An 18,501-nucleotide genomic window follows, 5' to 3' on the forward strand; every position below is an offset into this window, starting at 1 on the left:
ATCGCTGCTCAGATGATGGGTCTTCAAGGGATCTTCTCCCACACATCAGCCGCGGCGCTATGGGGACTTGATGTACTCTCTGTTCCCCAAATGATAAGCGTGTATAGCTGTAGTCATAGCACCTCTGACAAGGGAAGAATCACCCGGCGTTACAGCGCCACTGGCCCCGAGGAAGTCACCAGGTTGCCGGGCACATCCATCATGGTTACGACGGTGGCTCGCACGCTACAGGATTGCGCGCGCAGCATGCCCTTTCGGGAGGCGGTGGTCCTCGCTGACTCCATCATGCGGCGGGGACTGATGGAGCCCCACGAGGTAACCGAGATTCTACTGAGCCTCACCGGGTACGGCGGTTCCGCAGGGCCTTTCCTTGCGCAGGCGGTGGATGCATCCAGCGAGTCGGCCGGTGAAAGCCTCACCCGGTGCCTACTCATGGAGCACAGGCTGCCCCTCCCCGTAACGCAGTACCCGATTTCATGCGAGGGCCGTAACTATCGAGTGGACTTCGCCTGGCCCGAGGCGCGGGTCATTCTCGAGTTCGACGGCGAACAGAAATACGTGGAGCACCCCGGCAGGGACCGCTACGAAGCCGCCCGCGACCGTGCCCTAGCCCGCGCCGGGTGGACGGTCGTGCACCTTACATGGGCAGACATCTTCAACAAAGAGCTGGAGGTCGTGACCCATTTGCGGAACCTACTTCTGAAATAAGCCGGGGTTGGCAGCCGAAGACCAAGGAGACGGGCGGAGGTGTTCCGTGTGGGGTGCAGTTTTTCGGTGATGACTTATGGATTTCAGTCATGACTTAGTGACTCTGGTACGGGTTAAAGGCCCCCTCCAAAGTCACTAAGTCATTACCCAAATCAAGAACCCATGGCAAAAGACACTAAATCATGGCACAAATTCACGCGACAAAAGATGACGACCAAAAAGACCCGCCCGGCAGGGAGGTCAATATCCTCCCCACCAGGCGGGTACACATCCATATGCAGGCTACAGTAACCAGATTATTACAGCAGCCAGATACTACAGCGGCCAAACACCGTAGGCATTACAGGCCCTAAAATGACAGGCCCCTAATGTTTACAGGCCCTCAGCACGCACAATCTGAACGTGCAGGTCCTCAGCCGGCGGCATCCACGAAGCCGGATCAGCAGCAACCTGCTCACCCGAACGGATATCCTTCACCTCGTGAACCGGGGCACCCGACTCATCCGACGAAATGAACCACACGAACGGAATGCCGCGCTTCTCAGCGTACTTAATCTGCTTACCGAACTTCGCCGCATTCGCAGACACCTCGCAGGCGATACCGCGGGCACGCAGCGCATCCGCAACATCATTCGCAGCCGACCAGCCCTCATCATTCGTCAGAGCCACGAACACAGCCGAAGGCACCTTACGGCTCGCCTGCGCAAAACCCTGCGACAGAATACGAGCCACCACACGGGTCACACCAATCGACAGGCCAACACCCGGGTACGTCTTCTTACCGTTCGACGCCAGCGACTCATAACGGCCGCCCGAGCAAATCGAACCCAGCGACTCGTGACCAACCAGAACAGTCTCATACACGGTGCCGGTGTAGTAGTCCAGGCCGCGAGCAATCGACAGGTCAGCCAGCACCTTACCCGGCGCACGGCGGGACGCCTCCTCAATGACCTCAGCCAGCTCAGCAAGACCCTGATCCAGCAGCTCGTGCTCCACCGAATACTTAGCAGCAAGCGCACGCACCTGCTCCACGAAGGATGCGTCCTCAGTGCGGATCTGCGCCAGCTCCAGGGCGGCAACGGCAGCATCCGCGCTCGCACCAGCCTCAGCCTGCAGCTCCTCAGCCACACGCTCAGCACCAATCTTCTCCAGCTTGTCAATAGAACGCAGAACAGCCGCAGTATCAGTCAAACCCAAGCCCAGATAGAAACCCTCAGCCAGCTTGCGGTTATTCACACGCAGCTTGAACTCAGGAATCGGCAGCTTCGACAGCGCATCAACAACAACCAGCGCCAAGGTCACATCGTAACGGAACGGCAGCTCGCCGTCGCCAACCACGTCAATATCAGCCTGAGTGAACTCGCGGGCACGACCCTCCTGCGGACGCTCACCACGCCACACCTTCTGAATCTGGTAACGCGAGAACGGGAAATTCAGGTAACCGGCGTTCTCCACCACATAACGGGCAAACGGCACGGTCAGGTCAAAGTGCAGAGCCAGCTTTTCCTTAGCCTTCGCAGCCTCGTCCTCCTGCAGGCGAGAAATTGCGTAAACTTCCTTGTCAATCTCACCCTTGCGCAGCAGCTGCTCAATAGTCTCTACCGAACGAGTCTCAATCGGGGAGAAACCGTGCAACTCAAAAGTCTCACGCAAAGTGTCCAGAACATGATTCTCAACCAACCGCTCAGCCGGAAGATACTCGGGAAAACCAGACAGCGAAGCCTTGCGAGCCATACGCGATACTCCTTGACAAAGAACTCGACAACAAAACCCCGGAACACCTCCGGGCATATCTACCCATCATACCAACACCCACCCCAGCACAGCACCCACTCCCCCAGCTCACCCGACACAAACCCACGCAAACCCGCAGCCGGCAGGTTCGCCCACAACACAACACGACCAGACACTACTCACACACACCCCACAGAGGCTATGCTTAGGAGGTGCACACGCACACCCAAACGGGTGCCCACCACGGGGAACAGCGCAAAGGCGCCCCACCCCCAGCACCCCCGAGTGAAAGAGTTATAGCGGTGACTACCAAACCCGACGACACTGTAAACCTCGAAAAGGCACGCCAGTACGGCCGCGTCTCCGAGGACGGCCACGTCTTCGTCATTGTCGACGGCGAAGAATACGCCGTAGGCCAGCTGCCCGGCGCCTCCGAAGAAGAAGCGCTCAGCTACTTCGCCCGCAAGTTTGAAAACGTCGAGGCGCAGGTTGCCCTGCTCGAATCCCGCCTCGCCAACAACGCCCCCGCCGCAGACTTGCAGAAGGGCATCACCTCCATCGGTGCACAGATCGGTGTGCGCAACATGGTCGGCGACTACTCCGGCCTGCAGAAGCGCCTCATCTCCCTCGCAGAGCAGATCGCTGAACTCGGCGAAAAGCAGCAGCAGGCACGCACCGAAAACCGTGAACGCGCCCTCGCCGTCCGCGAAGAAATCGTCGCGGAAGCCGAGCAGATTGCCGGCCAGGACCCCGACCAGATTCACTGGAAGAACTCCCACTCCCGCATGAACGAACTGTTCGAAGCGTGGAAGAAGGCACAGCGCGAAATTCACCTGGCAAAGAGCGTAGAGGACGAGCTGTGGAAGCGTTTCCGCGCAGCCCGCACCACCTTCGACCGCAACCGCCGCGCACACTTCTCTCAGCTCGACGACCGCAACGCACGCATCAAGCGCGCCAAGGAAGAGCTGATTGCACGTGCGGAAGAGCTGTCCACCTCGACTGACTGGTCTGAGACTTCCCGCGTATACGGCGACCTGATGCGCGCCTGGAAGCAGGTACCCCGCGGCCACCGTCGTGAAGACGACAAGCTGTGGGCACGCTTCCGCGCGGCACAGGACGTATTCTTCAACGCCCGCAACGAAGCCGAAGCAGCGCAGGACGCAGTCTACGCCGAAAACCTCAAGGTCAAGGAAGCGCTGCTCGAAGAAGCACGCGCACTCCTGCCCGTCGAAGACATTGAGGGCGCGAAGGCAGCCTTCGAGAAGATCCTGGACCGCTGGGATGCGGCAGGCCGCGTACCCCGCAACGACCTGCGCCGCGTCGACGGCGAACTGCGCCGTATTCAGGACGAAATCAACGGCGCCGAAGAGGCAAAGTGGAAGCGCAATGACCCCGCCAAGGCGGCACGCGCGAACTCCCTGCTCGCACAGATCGAGGGCTCCCTCGCCGAGCTGGAAGCAGAGCTCGCAGCAGCTGAGAAGGGCGGCGACTCCAAGAAGATCGCCAAGGCTAAGGAAGCTCTGGAGGCGCGCCGCGCCTGGGCAGCAACCCTGCAGGGCTTCGGCAACTAGGGTCTAGCCGACGGTCTAAATAACGGTCTAATTAACGCCGAGAAGCCACATGTGTTTCGAAAAGCCACTTCTTTGGTGGCTTCTCGAAACACATGTGGCTTCTGCGTGTCTGCGGAGATGTCTCTGCTGGGTGTCTGCAGGGTGCGGAATTTTAGGCTCGGCTGGAGGGGCTAGTCATCAACGGGCTCATAATTCATGATTTCCCATTTCTGACCGTTGTGCTTCAGCTCAAATCTAAAGGTGTCATCGGTTTTATCGTCATTACTCCATTTGCGCCAGCTACCGTCAGATTCAACATAAGTCTCGTAATCCCATTCGCGGTACGCCTTCCAGAAATAGGTTTCACCGTCTTCGGACCAGGGGTTACCGTCAGCAAGATAATGGTTTATACCGCCAATGACCCATCCGCCGCTCTTGTAAAGCTCCTCGACGCCTGTATAGGCCTTACGTTCGTCTTCAAAAGTAGGGGACATGAACTTGAAAGCCATCGAGTAATCGCCAGTTTGAGTACCGTAATTACCCCACAAGATCCAGGCATCCATCGTCTTGCGTATGCCCTCTAGAGACTTTTCGTTGTAGCCGTCCTCCGGAACGTTAGGCTTCGGCACATTCTGTGCCGGACCGTACTTATCCGCCGGGCGGTACTCGCCGTCGGGTGCCTTTGATCCGCCCGAGTAGCCGCGGACAGTAGACGGGGTCGCGCTCGGCGCGGCGGAAGTCGTGGCTGCCGCCTCGTTATTAGCCTGCTGGCCGCACGCCGCAAGCAGGGTGCTCATGCCCAGGAGTGCACCGCCGTTCAACAACGCTCGACGAGTAAGAAAAACGGAAGTCATGAAGTAGATTCCTTCTATCGGTGTGGTGTGAATGGGGGATGCTGATTAGAAAGTGGAAGATAGAGAAATAATTCTCGAAGCAAGAATAAGAATTCTTGCGATACTAATAAATGCTTTAAATTTCCTATCTAGTCATCTACTTGTTCAAAGTCGATAATCTTCCAACCCTCAGAGGTGTACTTGAACGAGAACTTCCACGTGTCATCATCTTTAGCGTCATTCTCGTAAGACTTCCAATCACCGTTAGGTTCAACATACATAACGTAACCCCACTCCCGGTACGCCTTCCAGAAGTAAGTCTCCCCCTCAATCCAGGGGTTCCCGTCAGCAATGTAGTGATCAAGCCCCGCAATAATCCAGCCGCCTCGCTTGTAGAGGGATTCAAGACCTTCGTAGGAATCTAGTAGTTCCGTGAAGCTGCTGTCAACGAATTTGCGTGCTTGACTGTAGTCTCCGGTCTGGGTGCCGTAGTTGTTCCATTCAATCCACGCGTTGAGTGTTTTGCGAAGACCTTCATTAGATTTTTCGCGGTATCCGTCCTCTGGTGATGCAGGTTTCGGAACGTTTTGCGCCGGACCGTTGGGGTCAGCTCCACGGTACTCTCCATCTGGCGCCTTTGAGCCGCCGGAGTAGCCTCGAACAGTAGACGGGGTTGCAGAGGGAGAACCGGTATCTACCGCAGATGCGGAGGCGGTTTCACTCGGCACAGCAGTCGAGGACGCCGAAGCACCCGCTTCGTTAGCCGCCTGCTGACCGCACGCCGCAAGCAAGGTACCAAGACCCAGAAGGGTACCGCCGCTCAGCATCGCGCGGCGGGTCAAAATAACGGAAGTCATGGAAGTAAATTCCTTCTATCGGTGTGGTGTGTAAATAGAGGGAGGCTGGTTAGAAACCGGAAAGTCACCAGCATGAGCAGTATTATTCCGCTTTATTGCCCATGGCTCTCAGGGGCATCCCCTTTTCCGCTACCAATAATCTTCCAATAGCCATCTGAATATTTATAGAAGTAATTGAAAAGATCGTCATCTTTATTTGTATTAGCTTGCTTGGTAATTTCTCCATCAGAATCCACATACATAACAGTGGTCCAGAAACGACGAACCTTCATACGGTAGAACTTCTGCTGATTGTCATAAATCAAGTCACCTTCAGATCGGTAAGCATCCAACCCATCAACAACCCAGCCGCCGCGCTTATAAAGATCCTCAATGTACTCATAAAACGGGTATTCCTTAGAAGTCTTTTCGACGTATCGGAAAACCGGAGCGCAATCCCCGGTCTGAATAGCATAGTTATGGGCAGTCAACCAGTCTTGCATCATATGGTCGATACCCTCTTCAGTCTCGGGGTACTGTGCGGGTTCCTTACGCGGCTCGGGGACGTTCTGAGCCGGGCCGTAGCCGTCCGCCTTACGGTATTCACCGTCGGGTGCTTTGGACTGACCAGAGTATCCGCGCGTAACCCTCGGGCTTGGAGTAGCCGATGCAGAAGCAGTATCAGATACCGCCGCAGACGTCGAAGCAGTCTCGCTCGGCGCGGCGGATGTTGTAGCAGATGCGCTCACCTCGTTGGTGGCTTGTTGGCCGCACGCCGCAAGCAGGGCACCAACACCCACAAGTGCGCCGCCGCTCAACAGTGCGCGGCGGGTAAAAAGGTTGGAAGTCATGGAAATACATTCCTCATATCGGTGTGAAGTGTGAATAGGTGGCTGGCTAGAAACCGGAAGACTAACCTGCCGAAGGGGAAGAACCCCCGATAGCTGAGAAGCCACATGCGTTTCGAAAAGCCATAAACAAAGTGGCTTCTCGGCGAACATGTGGCTTCTCAGCATAAGACCCATAGTGGGGGAACGGCCTTACATGTCGGGCCAGTCGCGGTGCAGCGAATACTCTGTGTCCCCGTCACCGTTATCGTTGAGGTGCCAACGCTGACCGGTACGAATATCGGCCTTACGTAGGCGCGGGTTCGGGTTATCCTTCTTGCCCATGGTCGGATCGTTCTTGCAGCCCCAACGAGTGTCGTCATAGCTGCAGTCACCGGCTACGCGTCCCACATCGGTCCACCACACACGCACCAGCAACGGGTCACTGGTCGCCTGCGGGGTCACCTCCATCATCTGCCACGGGCCACCATCCACACGGAAACGAGCCGTATAGTGCACAGTCGCGTACGCGTGGAAGTTACCCGAACGCTGGTAAGCGTAGCTGGTATCCGTCTGACGCGGACGCTCACGAGGGTAGGTGGTGACCGGTTTGCCTGCGGTGTAGTTGGTATCTGTATCACCATTGCCGTACTCGATGACATAGGAGGAGGGCATGAGCTCAATTTCGACGTGTCCGGCGAGCATGTCTGCTTCGAGGCGGTAGGGGCCACCGTCATCGACGTAGAAGTTGATCTGGTCGCCCTTGTAGACGTTGGGGTCACCTTCTGCTCGTCCGGTGCCTGCGGGGTTGTTATAGGACTGGTGGAGGGTGGGTTTGCCCGGCTCTAGCGATTCTGCTGCGTGGCGAATTTCCGTCATAACTTCTTCGTAGGTCGGACCTGCAGGGCCTGGGCTGTCGGCACTGGTCAGGGTGCGGGTATCGTCAGGGACACAGACTTCTGAGGTGGGGCTATATTTGCCGAGGCCACCATCGATGTAGGACCCATCGTCACGAACGATGAGATTGTTGAGTTTTACGTGTCCAACCTTTCCGTCCTTTACGCAGCCAAGGATATTAGAGTCACTTTTGGAACGAATTAGGGTAAGGCCGTTGGCGCCTTTGGTGGTGTAGGTACTAGGTTCTGAATTGGGTTGCTGAGACGTATATTCGCTATCAGACTTATTCGTTCCAGTTGTTGGTTCACCTACAGGTGCGTTTTTATCTCTTTTTACTCTCTGCGTTTGACAGACTTTAGCGCTTTTGTCTGAGGAGCATTCTTTTGTCGTAACCCCTGCAATAACAGGACCAGGATTTAAGCATAAGACCTGTAAAGCAATAAAAATGGGGAGAATAACTTTACGTGTACTCATCGCTTTAATCCTCTACTGATTCGTAGCGCATAATCTCCCACTGTTGACCATTATGCTTCAACTCAAATTTAAAAGTGTTCTTAGTCTTGTCCTTATTTTCCCATCGGCGCCAGCTGCCGTCAGATTCAACATAGGTCTCATAGTCCCACTCGCGGTACGCCTTCCAAAAATAGGTTTCACCATCTTCTGACCAGGGGTTACCGTCCGCAATAAAGTGGTCTACTCCTCCAATGACCCAACCACCACTAGCGTAGAGATCCTCAATATCTTCATACGCTTTCAATTCGTTTTCATATGAAGGTGAAATAAACTGGCGTGCTTTTGTGAAATCACCGGTTTCGGTACCGTAATTTGCCCACTGAATCCAGGCATCCAAAGTTTTGCGGAGGCCTTCTAGGGATTTTTCGCGGTATCCGTCTTCAGGCGCGGTGGGTTTGGGTACGTTCTGGGCGGGACCATATTTGTCAGCCTTACGGTACTCCCCGTCAGGCGCCTTTGAGCCGCCCGAGTAGCCTCGGACAGTAGACGGGGTAGCACTCGCCGAAGGCGACTCCGAAGCCGCGGCAGACGTCGAAGCGGTCTCGCTCGGCGCAGCGGATGCGGTGGCTGCCGCCTCGTTATTTGCCTGCTGGCCACAGGCCGCAAGCAGGGCACCAAAGCCCATGAGTGCGCCACTACCCAACAGGGTACGGCGATTAAAGATGGTCGAATCCATAGAAGATACGCTCCTATCGTCGGTGATGGTGTGTTGTTTAGTTACTAGTCGGGCCATTATTCGCAGGTCAAGCTGACTACCGGAAGGAAAACAGCCCCGTAGTGCGCCTAACAAGCGCATCAATGCGCCGTAGAACACTACAGTTACCACCCTACCGCATGTTTGCGGTCGTTTGCACCCCGTTGAGCCACATGACCACATGTTGTGGCGTTTGGGTGCAACAAAAGACGCCAGGACCCCTACCGCTAGGGTGCCTGGCATGGGCGGGCGGGCTACACGGCGAGCGCGTACATGTCGCGGAGTGCCTCTTCTGCCTCGTCAAGGGCGTATCCGCTCTGACAGAGCGCGTCGCAGCCGTTACCGTAGCGGAGGCCAGCGAGGAACTCGCGGTCGGTCACCTCCGGCAGGTACGCCATGAGGTATTCGCCGTTGTCAGTGAAGAAGTCGTCAATGTTGGCGGCGTCCTGGCCGGAGTAGAAGGCGCGGAAGTCTTCGTCATTGTAGTAACCAACCGTGTACATGAGGGGCTCCTTTGGTCGCTCGGCGGAGTGGGCGAGAACGCGTCGTTGTTCTCTATCACCAAAGGTACGAGGCACCCCTGACAAGATAAGGGGCTGCACCGCCCGTGCCGGAGAAAAACACCAAAAAAATATTGCGTGACGAGTGGTTTTCTGGAGGCGCGCTCCCCCGCCAAACTCCCCCGCCGCACGGAAGATTAGGCGCGGACGGGCTTGCCTCCTGTGTGCCGTTGCCCCGCCTCCCACACACCGTGCGGAAATTCGGTCATGGGTTACGGACTTCGACCATGGGTTAGTGACTCTGGGCTGGGGTTTTAACCATTACCAAAGACGCTAAGTCATAACTGAAATTGCTAAGTCATTACTGAATTTTTACCGGCGGTGGGTAGCTAGCTGTTTCGATAGGTTACTGTCTTCACTGCGGGTTAAAGACCCACGGCGAAGACACTAACCTATCGAAGGAGTCCCCGACCCTCCCCTCATGAACAGTGAGAAGCCACATGTGTTTCGAGAAGCCGCCAAAGAAGTGGCTTTTCGAAACACATGTGGCTTCTCGGCGGAATACCACTGGCCTGGTTGGAATACCTCTGGGCGGATTACCGCCGGTCGCGGGAGATTACCACGCTACATTCGGGTCTACTCGCCCCTCAGGAATGATGCGACCTTACCCCAGAAACCCTTCTGGTTTCCAGTGTTGCGGGTGCCCGTGGGGGTCGGCTGGAAAACCGGACGCTGCTGGCTCGGCGCATCCTGCTGATACGCCGGGTTCTGCTGGTACTGGGGAGGCGCCGGCTGGTACGGATAGTTCGCCTGCGGGTGCTGCGGGTTCGCCTGGTAGCCCTGCGCCTGGTAACCCGGTGCCTGATAGTTCGGATCCTGATAACCCTGCGCCTGGTACGCGTCTGCCTGCGACTGAGCACTCGGGTGGTATTGCGCATCAGAGTGGTAGTGGGCATCGGGGCGGTACTGGGATTCTGCGTGGTGCGGGGCGTCCGCGTAGCCCTGTGCCTGGTATCCCTGCGGGTTCGGACGGTACTCAGGGGCCGGCTGAGGAGCCTGCTGGTACGCGGGTTCTGCATGATTTGCCGCCGCCTGGTTCGCTGCGGGACGCGGCGGGTTAGAGTACGCGGGGCGCGGGTTCGGCTGCTGCGACTGGGCAGGTGCCTGACGCTGTGCGGGAGCCGGGCGCGCCTCCTGAGCGGGCTTCGCGGTAGGTGCGGGCTGAGCGGGAGCCGGGCGCTTCGGACCGGTGTGCGGTGTACGCTGTCGCGGCTGACCACTAGGAACCCACAGATGCTCACATTCAGGAACGCCACTCTGCTCGGCAAGATCCTGAACAACGAACGCCGAACTGAAAAGCATGTCCTCCATGGTCCACTCAAGCGGCGGCTGTGCGTTCGGTGCCAGCTGCAGCTTGTCCAGTTCGCGCAGGTGCAGGGCGAGCACATCCACCATGTAGCTGATGACGGCGAGGTTCGGCTGCTCCCCCAGGTTCTTCGGGTAGGCGAAGTGGTAGATGTAGGTGTTGATGTTCTGCCGCTTTTCCAGGGCTTTCGCCGTCTTCTCAACGGGGACGCCGCCGCAGGTAAGATCCGAGAGGCTGTCGAAGGTTGCGGGGCCTTCAGAGGCACGCACGGTCAGCGGACGCGAGGGGTCCACGGCGGACTGCTTCGGCCAGAAAATGCCGGGTCGGAATGCCATCTGCAGGCTGTTGTTGACGACGATTTCCTTCTCGGGTCGCCAGGGCTTCTCGTGGTCCACGATGTACTTGCGCGGCATGGCGAAGGTGGTGAAGGAGCACGCGAAGCTCTGCAGCTCCTCCCCTGCCGGTGAGGTGCTCAGAATGTATGCTTTGGCGCGGTTCCAGGTTTCGCTGTTACGCATCTTGTTGACGAACATGGACAGCTTCGTCATGAACCCGTCGACTTTGACGGTGGGTGCGTCGGCGGTAATCAGGTAGATACGCGCCGTGCCGTAGAGCGAGGAAAGCGCATACTTCTTGTTCGATTCGCCGAAGTTGGTGCCCATGATGAGGTGGCAGGTGGGCGGGTTGACCGGTTCGCCGTCGTAGAAGGGCGTGTAGTCGAAGCCCATGTCGATGACCTGGCAGGATTCTGCGGCGGCGTGGATGCTGTCGAGGGTGAGGGTTTCGTTGGTGGGCGTGCCGTCTGCGTTGTTGAACGCGATGAAGGCGGCCGTGTAGCCGTAGGCCGCGCTCTTGGGCTTGTCCAGGGCGAAGGTGTTGCATTGCGGGTGGTGTGCGGCGTACTGCTGCTGGATGTGTGATACGGCGTTGTGCGGCATGGTCCCTCCTTGGGGTGTGGTTGTTTATCGGATTCGATTGTGTGGGTGTGTGATGTGTTTTACTGTACGCTACTCCCCTGACAGGCTAAGCGGGAAAGGGCGCATTTTTCGCGATAAATCGCGATGCGACGGCTGTACTCTCACCGGCGAGCGCGCTCTCAGCGGCGAGTTTGGTGGGTGGAGGAGGGACGGTGGGCGGAGGGGCGGCGCATCCAACTGTGCGGGTGCGCCGCGCCCTCCTATTGATGGTGTACGTCAGGTGCTGTTAGCGCTGCTCGGTCTTCTACAGCGTGTGCTTCACCATTTCGGGGACCAGACGGGGTTCCTCCACCTGGTACGATGCCACATCCACCGCATCAGTGTTCAGAGTCCACCAGTCATCGGGCAGCGAGTCAATCCATGCTTCCCAATCCTTCGTGTGCCAATCGTACGAACGGTTCTGGAATTCATCCCAGCTATCGCCGCCAAGAGCCCTCGGGAAGACCGATACATCTACCGACGGGTCCGGTTCGTAGTCGTCCGGGCGGCCTTCATCCCAACACTCAAGGAACTGACGCCAGTTCTTCTTCGTGATGATGAAGGATTCTTCTCCCTCAGGGCCGAAGCGTTCCTGGTCCGCCACATAGGAGGAATCCTGCACACGCTTCCAGAAGGTGGGGACGTCAATCTCACCACGCTTGAGCAGATCAGCCAGGTACTCGATACGGTCATGCTTGGGGCCAAACGCCCCGCGGGGAAAACCGTCGCCGAAGGGCAGCAGGCGGCCAGCACGGTAGTCCTCCATGTTGATGGTCTCCCACGAGAAGCCGCCCTCCTCCTCGTACTGGTCAGGTTCCAGGCAGGGGTACCAGTCGCTGTCGTACACCATGCGCATCAGCTCAGCTGAACCGTCCTCACCTTCACGGGTGTAACGATCCACCAGGCCAGCACGCACGTACTTCTCCTGCGCCTCATTCAGATGGTACTGACCACCCTTGCGGCGGAAACCCAGCTTCTCGGTCTCGATACCAAGCTTCAGGCGGCTCTTGTGCACTGCCACAGCAGCTTCAATCGTCTTCTGGCTCAGCGGCATGATATCCACCAAACGGGTCATCGTCTCGTACGGAGTAACAAGGTTCAGAGTGCGCAGCGTCTCTTCACATCCGCTAGGATCTTCCCTGTACATGCCTTCTTCGACGAAGTCGAGCTTCTTTTTCAAAGGCATGTTCGGAATCTCTTCACGCAGCTTGTTGAGCCACTCAACAGCGAATTCATCCTCAGGATCATCATCCACGCTGTTTTCAGCCAGCGTCACCTGCCACGCCATGTACTCATCCACGTTGAAACGCTCCGTGTACATCGGTTCCATGGCGTCGCAGCGTTCCTTATTGATCTGGCGACGCTTCTCTTCCAACGCCTGGTAGTACTCCAGATCGTCCAGGGTCTTCTGCTGCTCTTCGGGGGTGAGGCTGTTCCAGTACTCTTCCTCAGCGATGCGGTCCTGCTCGTCCTCATCAGGGGCAGGCTGCTGCGGCAGACGCAGCGCACCCGGGCGGCCATACTGGCCGGTACCGAACGCGTCCAGGGTGATGGCGCCGTGCTTCTCTTCGCGCAGCGGGTGGTCACTGTTCAACCATTCACGGGCATCACTGATGCTGATGGGCTTAGTCAAACGGTACAGGCGCACCTCCTGGTTCAAATCATCCAGGCGCATCTTCTGCTGCTTGAAGGCATCGCGGGCTTCCTTCTCGTTCAGGTACACGTAGATGTAGTCGCCGCATTCCTGCCAGTAGGGTGCGTCCAGGCGCAGGTCATCCCAGACGAGTTCCTTACCGTCCTTACGCTTATACCGTGAGCGACCCCTCGGAGGGTTGTTCACCTCCTTACGGCCACGGTTGACGTGCACGAGGTAGCCGTACACGCCGGGCTCACCCTCCAGCTCGTTCTTGAGGGTGATGTCGGTATCCGGTCGCTCAACGGCCCAGTGCTTCTCGTCGTTGAAGTACTCGATTTCCTCATCAGTCATGTTGTCGAAGAGGGTGCAGTCAAAGAGCATGCGCGGGTCGGTGAAGGATTCGTAAGGGGCCGCATCACCGAACGCGTTGCTCACGTAGCGGGGAAGGTCCTTGGGCATGCCCTGGCGGCGCCACTTGTAGGGGTGGACGGTCAGGTCCTTCTCCCAGGGGGTTTCGCCGGTGATGCCGGGGGCGCGGCGCTGCATGAGTTCGGCGGAGAGGTCCTTGCCCTTGACGACGACGCGGTGTGCCTTTTCGAGTCGCTCGTAGGAGTAGCGGGCGCGGGCGTTGCGTTCGGCGTGGTACTTCTTCTGGTAGGCCTTGTAACGGGCTTCGGCTTCAGGGCTGCGTGCCATGGTGACGGTCCTTTCTCTCGGATGCGCTGGGAGGCTGCGACGCTCTCGGCGCGTGGGCTTCGGTGCTTCTGATTACAGAATAGGGCGGACCCCTGACACGATAAGCGGGGCGGGATTTACCCGGGGGTAAGGCACGAGCCGCCTCCCCCTCATGAACGGAGAGAAGCCACATGTGTTTCGAGAAGCCACCAAAGAAGTGGCTTTTCGAAACACATGTGGCTTCTGGGCGGGATATGAATCCGGCTAAGACTCTTCCCCAGCAATAACCTGCAGGTTCTGAATACCGCCCTGATTCACAATATCCAGAGCCAGAGTACACAGCGGCGGCAGGATGTCCTCAATCGGTGCCAGCGGATCAATAAATGTAGACACCGGCTGAAAACGCTTAATGGGTTCGGAGTAACTTTCCTCAAGAACCTGGTCAAAGTTACTGATAGTTCTAATAGTAATGGGATCATCTGAAGACCCCACTAGGCCAGCACGAATCCTATACGCCCCGTACACTTTATGCTCCTGACTATAGGAACGAAGTAAAGACATAAAATCAGCTATGACAAATTCTATATGCTTCGAAAGACAGTGGTTTTTCTTACTTTCATCATAGAATAGTTCATTTCCCTTTCTGATATATCCAAGTTGATATGAAGCCAGCATCGAACCATTGTCGCAAAAATATTTTCGGTATTGGGCCTTGCTGTTAACATTGGTTCGAATTAACCATCGCCGGTACCCCTTCTTTACTTCAGGATTTGGAGGAAAACCTATTTCATACATTGTGCGTTCAAAGTTGTGGAGAAATTCAGGATTTAACTTTTGATTCGCATATTGATACATAGATTCTTCCGAAACTGGAGTAGCTGAAATTTTAGGTGTTACGGGTACAGCTGCAATGGCAAGGAATACGCCTTGTTCAGGGTTGAGTGCTTCTGCCGCCTGTTCAAAGTACCCCTGCAGGGTCTTTTCCTGCTCAACGCCACGTTGGAAACGCTCACGGAAACCACGCTCAATATCCCTATCAGTCATGAACACGGTATGCGGTCCGTTACGTTGTGGTGCTACAAAGGCATCATCACCCTTCTTCGCAAAATGAGGAGCCTCCGCTGAATCAGGAATATGCATGAGCACAACATACCCCTCATTAGGATTTTCTCCGCAAGGGATTTTAAAGAATTCAAGACCAGTGACCGGCGGACCAATTTTACCGTATGCCGTTTGAAGAATGCGCTGTTCATCAGCGGCGGACCATTGAATGGGATTTATTGAGAAGGCCCCATTATTTTTACTGCCTTCTTCTTCTGCCACGCCAAATACAATCCAGCCACCGCCACTATTCGCCATAGCTGCGATATCCTTTGCGACTTCATCAAACCATGCCGGTTTTAGGGGGTTGTACGGATCCTTTTTCCAGTCAAGGTCACTGGTCTCTTCCAGGCCTTCCTCAATGGCCTTTTTGATAATCTCAAGAGTGAGATTCCCAGGTTCTAAGCCCAGGGCACGGTGAATGGGTGTAAACATTAGAACTCCTTATCAAAAGAGGAAATACCCATAGATTCTGAGTGCTATCCGCCCTCAAAACTCAGTATAGATTCCTCGCAGAATTTCTGCCCCTAAATTGGTCAGGGTGTGCAGGTATGCGGGAGGGCTGCGCGCACGCTGAGAGCAACTCAGCCAGCACACAGCCCTTTCACCTATCGAACCAGCTACTTAGCGGTTCGCCTGCGAGCGCGAGGATTCTTAGCCGGCTTCGCAGCTTCCTCAGCCGCAGTCAGCTCCTGATAGCGCTCGAAAAGAATCTCCAGGCGCTTCGCTTCAGAAGAACAACGACGAGACGCACCAAAAGCGACATCCACCGCAGAATCCAACTCATCATGCGCCGCACGCAACGCCGGATCCATCGTCGCCAACGAAGCATACATCTCAGCCAAAGACACCGGCTCACCCGCACGCTCCTCAATCGCTTCACGCGCAGCCAACACCTTACGGCCCGCAGCAATCACCTTACGACGCTGCTCCTCAGAAATCTGCGGCAAAGGAAGATTATTCCACACCACCGTATTCGAGAACCTCAAATCAGACTTCAGCTGACCACCGACAGTACGTTGCCAAGTAATGAGCATAGAAGAGGAGAGGAGAGCAAACAGGAAGCCATCTGGGTCGATGGCAGTAAATGCAAGGTTGCTCGTAATTGTTTCAGGGGAAAAGTGTTTTACGGTGAAGAACGGACGATTCGCGGAGACAACAGATGGGATGCACACGTAGGGTTCCAGCGGCTGGCGCATTTCACCAAATAGGTGAGGAGTTTGTGCAAGCTCCTGCGTTACTTTCTTTGTACTCTGCACACGCATGTGGACAACCCCCGCCACGCGAGCACTCAGTACCGGACTCGAAGCAATTTCCTCTTCCGAGGCATCTTCCAACCACAGGCACCAACGTTCCAGTCCCTGCACCAGCTCCTTAGCACCAACGAAAGGACGAAGATAACGAGCCGCTACCGGGTCAGCGGCAACCACCGGGTAGTCCTCCACCTCAACGATTAGATTTCCACCATCCGTCGGCTGGCTTCCACGTACTACCTCAGGAATCAAAGAGGAGAGAGGCTTGGAGCGCTTCTCCACCAACACGTTCGGGCCCTCCACCAGGTAGGCGTTCAGAGCATGAACCGGCTCCTGCTCTACCGTTTGGCGGGTCGACCAGTCGTAGTCAAAGACACGCACGCTACGCTTCTCCGGAACTTCCGAGCGAGTAAAGCCCGTAATCACACAGTGCACCGCCGCCTTACCCGCAGCTTCCGACTCCCATGGGAACGTACGATACGCAAACTTTAGACGCCACCCATCACGGAAAAGCGGACCAAAGAGCGAAGGTACCGGCTGGCCCTGAACAATCGAGTTTGTAGACACAAAAGCAAACTCGCCCGGCACCTCGGTCACGCCCAGTATCTCGGACTGTTCCTGCAAGGTCTTCAGGTAGCGAGCAGCCTTAGCGAACCATGCCGTCGCAAAATCCAAGTAACCAGCATAGTCCTTGCCCCACGCCAGACGCATACCCAAATCCTGCTCATCGCCCTTCTTCGCCTGACCCACAAAAGGCGGATTACCAGCAATATACACGCGCACACCATTCGCCACATCCTGCGCGGTCACCGGCAGAACCTTCGACCAGTCACGATCCACATGCTCACCCGAAGCAGGGTCAATCTCAGTCAGGGCGTCACCCTCAAGAATGTGGGCGCTATGAGCCAGAGGAAGACGCACCGGAGCATAGCCAAACTCCTCCATCATCTTCTGGTCCATCTGACGCTCCACCAAGAACATCGCCGTACGCGCAATCGAGGCGGGCCACGGGTCAAGCTCCAGGCCATAGAAATTATCGATAGTCACCAAAGGCTCAATCGAGCGGGCACGCTTACGCACGCCCTCACTCACACCAGCCGTACCCACGACCAGCGAACCCAGCTCACTCTCATCAATCTGACCCAGATTACGCAGGCGCACCAGAATATCCAGCTCCAACTTACGCATCTCACGGTAGGCAATAATGATGAAGTTACCGCAACCACACGCCGGATCCATAAAACGGATATTCGCCAACTCACGGCGCAGATTACGCAGACGAGTCGGCTCATCCGACTTATCTACCGCGTTCGTGAGCTTATCCCGCAACTCATCCAGGAACAGCGGGTTCAGGGTCTTCAGCACATCCTCTTCCGAGGTGTAGTGCTCACCCATCTCACGACGAGTCTTCGCGTCACGCACCGACTGGAACATCGAACCGAAAATAGCCGGAGAAACCTTCGACCAATCACGCTCCGAAGTCGCCAACAGCTGCTGACGGAACGTCTTTGCCACCGCGCCGCTCATCTCAGCAGGAAGCGGCACAGCATCCGCAAACATGCCGCCATTCACGTACTTAAAGCCAGACAGATACTCCGGAGCATCCGCCACAGCCGAGGCACCCGAAGGCTTCTTATTCAACAGGTCAAAGAGCTCATTCAGGCGCTGCGCCAGATCCGTACCCTCCTGATGAGTACCACGAATCATCCGCTCAAACGAGTTCGAATCCTCAGACTCAGACCACATCTGCGTATCATCAGCAAACAACAAGAACAACAGGCGCGCCATCACCGTCGAAATCTGAGCCTCCGACATGCCAGCCTTCGCCAACGACTCAAAAAGACCCGCCATCTGGTTCGTTGCCTCGCGCGTCTCGTTCACCGTCTCAACGTCAAAACCACGACGCATACGGTCCAAAAGACCCAGAATCGACACGCCATTCGCAATGTCATCAGAAGTCAGGTACAGCAGAGCACAACGCTCCAACAACGCCTCAACCTGAGCCTCATCCTTCACCAACAGCTCATGACGAGTCAAACGCGAGGACGAAGCGCTCGGCCAACGCCACACCTGACGCGGCGTAAAACCAACGCCCTCCTGCACAAAAATGCACAGGCGGTGCATGCTCAACGCACGCAACGTACGGTCAACCTCAAGCTGCGAAGTATTCGACGGAATACGGTCCACACGGCACACCCACACCGGAATGCCCGACTGAACCGACACGCATTCCACGTTCAACACGCCAGAAGGAACCAGCGGGTCATCCACCTTCACAGTCTGAAACGAGGAGTCTCCCAAATCCGACTCATCCCAGCCCAGAGATTCCCTAAAGAAATCACCCAGGCGACCCTCCACCAGGTACGAACGCGCCTGGTCCAGGTCATCATCAGGCCACACAACGGCCATAAAAATGCTCCTT

General features: G+C 56.4%; 13 protein-coding genes. 2 read left to right on the plus strand and 11 right to left on the minus strand.

The features are described 5' to 3' along the window. The first annotated feature begins 246 nt into the window (after positions 1 to 246). Complete coding sequence (locus ROTMU0001_RS09210) at positions 247 to 708, plus strand: DUF559 domain-containing protein (RefSeq protein WP_230457244.1); 462 nt, start codon at positions 247 to 249, stop codon at positions 706 to 708. Positions 709 to 1,080: 372 nt separating this feature from the next. On the opposite strand, the gene hisS is transcribed toward ROTMU0001_RS09210, so the two are convergent. Next, on the minus strand, positions 1,081 to 2,442 hold the full coding sequence (gene hisS / locus ROTMU0001_RS06255; RefSeq protein WP_005508755.1) for a histidine--tRNA ligase: 1,362 nt from the start codon (positions 2,440 to 2,442) through the stop codon (positions 1,081 to 1,083). A 302-nt stretch (positions 2,443 to 2,744) separates the two neighbouring features. Between hisS and ROTMU0001_RS06260 the strand changes: the two genes are divergently transcribed. Continuing rightward, positions 2,745 to 4,013, plus strand: coding sequence for a DUF349 domain-containing protein (locus ROTMU0001_RS06260; protein ID WP_005508756.1), 1,269 nt, complete (start codon positions 2,745 to 2,747; stop codon positions 4,011 to 4,013). A 170-nt stretch (positions 4,014 to 4,183) separates the two neighbouring features. On the opposite strand, the gene ROTMU0001_RS06265 is transcribed toward ROTMU0001_RS06260, so the two are convergent. The 10 genes from ROTMU0001_RS06265 to ROTMU0001_RS06310 form a co-directional block, all read right to left on the minus strand. Further along, positions 4,184 to 4,846, minus strand: coding sequence for a DUF6318 family protein (locus tag ROTMU0001_RS06265; RefSeq protein ID WP_005508757.1), 663 nt, complete (start codon positions 4,844 to 4,846; stop codon positions 4,184 to 4,186). Positions 4,847 to 4,974: 128 nt separating this feature from the next. Then, on the minus strand, positions 4,975 to 5,682 hold the full coding sequence (locus tag ROTMU0001_RS06270; protein ID WP_005508758.1) for a DUF6318 family protein: 708 nt from the start codon (positions 5,680 to 5,682) through the stop codon (positions 4,975 to 4,977). A 92-nt stretch (positions 5,683 to 5,774) separates the two neighbouring features. Further along, on the minus strand, positions 5,775 to 6,512 hold the full coding sequence (locus ROTMU0001_RS06275) for a DUF6318 family protein (RefSeq protein ID WP_005508759.1): 738 nt from the start codon (positions 6,510 to 6,512) through the stop codon (positions 5,775 to 5,777). 189 nt (positions 6,513 to 6,701) lie between these two features. Further along, complete coding sequence (locus tag ROTMU0001_RS09215; protein ID WP_005508760.1) at positions 6,702 to 7,367, minus strand: hypothetical protein; 666 nt, start codon at positions 7,365 to 7,367, stop codon at positions 6,702 to 6,704. 496 nt (positions 7,368 to 7,863) lie between these two features. Further along, a complete protein-coding gene (locus ROTMU0001_RS06285) occupies positions 7,864 to 8,574 on the minus strand; it encodes a DUF6318 family protein (protein ID WP_005508761.1) in 711 nt (236 codons plus the stop codon). Positions 8,575 to 8,846: 272 nt separating this feature from the next. Continuing rightward, entirely contained in the window at positions 8,847 to 9,095 is a 249-nt protein-coding gene (locus ROTMU0001_RS06290; protein WP_005508762.1) for a hypothetical protein, read from the minus strand. Between the two features lie 633 nt (positions 9,096 to 9,728). Beyond that, a complete protein-coding gene (locus tag ROTMU0001_RS06295; RefSeq protein WP_005508763.1) occupies positions 9,729 to 11,396 on the minus strand; it encodes a chromosomal replication initiator protein DnaA in 1,668 nt (555 codons plus the stop codon). Positions 11,397 to 11,679: 283 nt separating this feature from the next. Next, positions 11,680 to 13,746: a hypothetical protein gene (locus ROTMU0001_RS06300; RefSeq protein WP_005508764.1), complete on the minus strand. Its 2,067-nt coding sequence runs from the start codon at positions 13,744 to 13,746 to the stop codon at positions 11,680 to 11,682. 243 nt (positions 13,747 to 13,989) lie between these two features. Beyond that, positions 13,990 to 15,261, minus strand: coding sequence for an AlbA family DNA-binding domain-containing protein (locus tag ROTMU0001_RS06305; RefSeq protein WP_005508765.1), 1,272 nt, complete (start codon positions 15,259 to 15,261; stop codon positions 13,990 to 13,992). A 185-nt stretch (positions 15,262 to 15,446) separates the two neighbouring features. Continuing rightward, positions 15,447 to 18,488, minus strand: a complete 3,042-nt coding sequence (locus ROTMU0001_RS06310) for a DNA methyltransferase (RefSeq protein WP_005508767.1) — start codon at positions 18,486 to 18,488, stop codon at positions 15,447 to 15,449. Positions 18,489 to 18,501: the final 13 nt, after the last annotated feature.

The organism is Rothia mucilaginosa ATCC 25296, from assembly GCF_000175615.1.
GTDB lineage: Bacteria > Actinomycetota > Actinomycetes > Actinomycetales > Micrococcaceae > Rothia > Rothia mucilaginosa.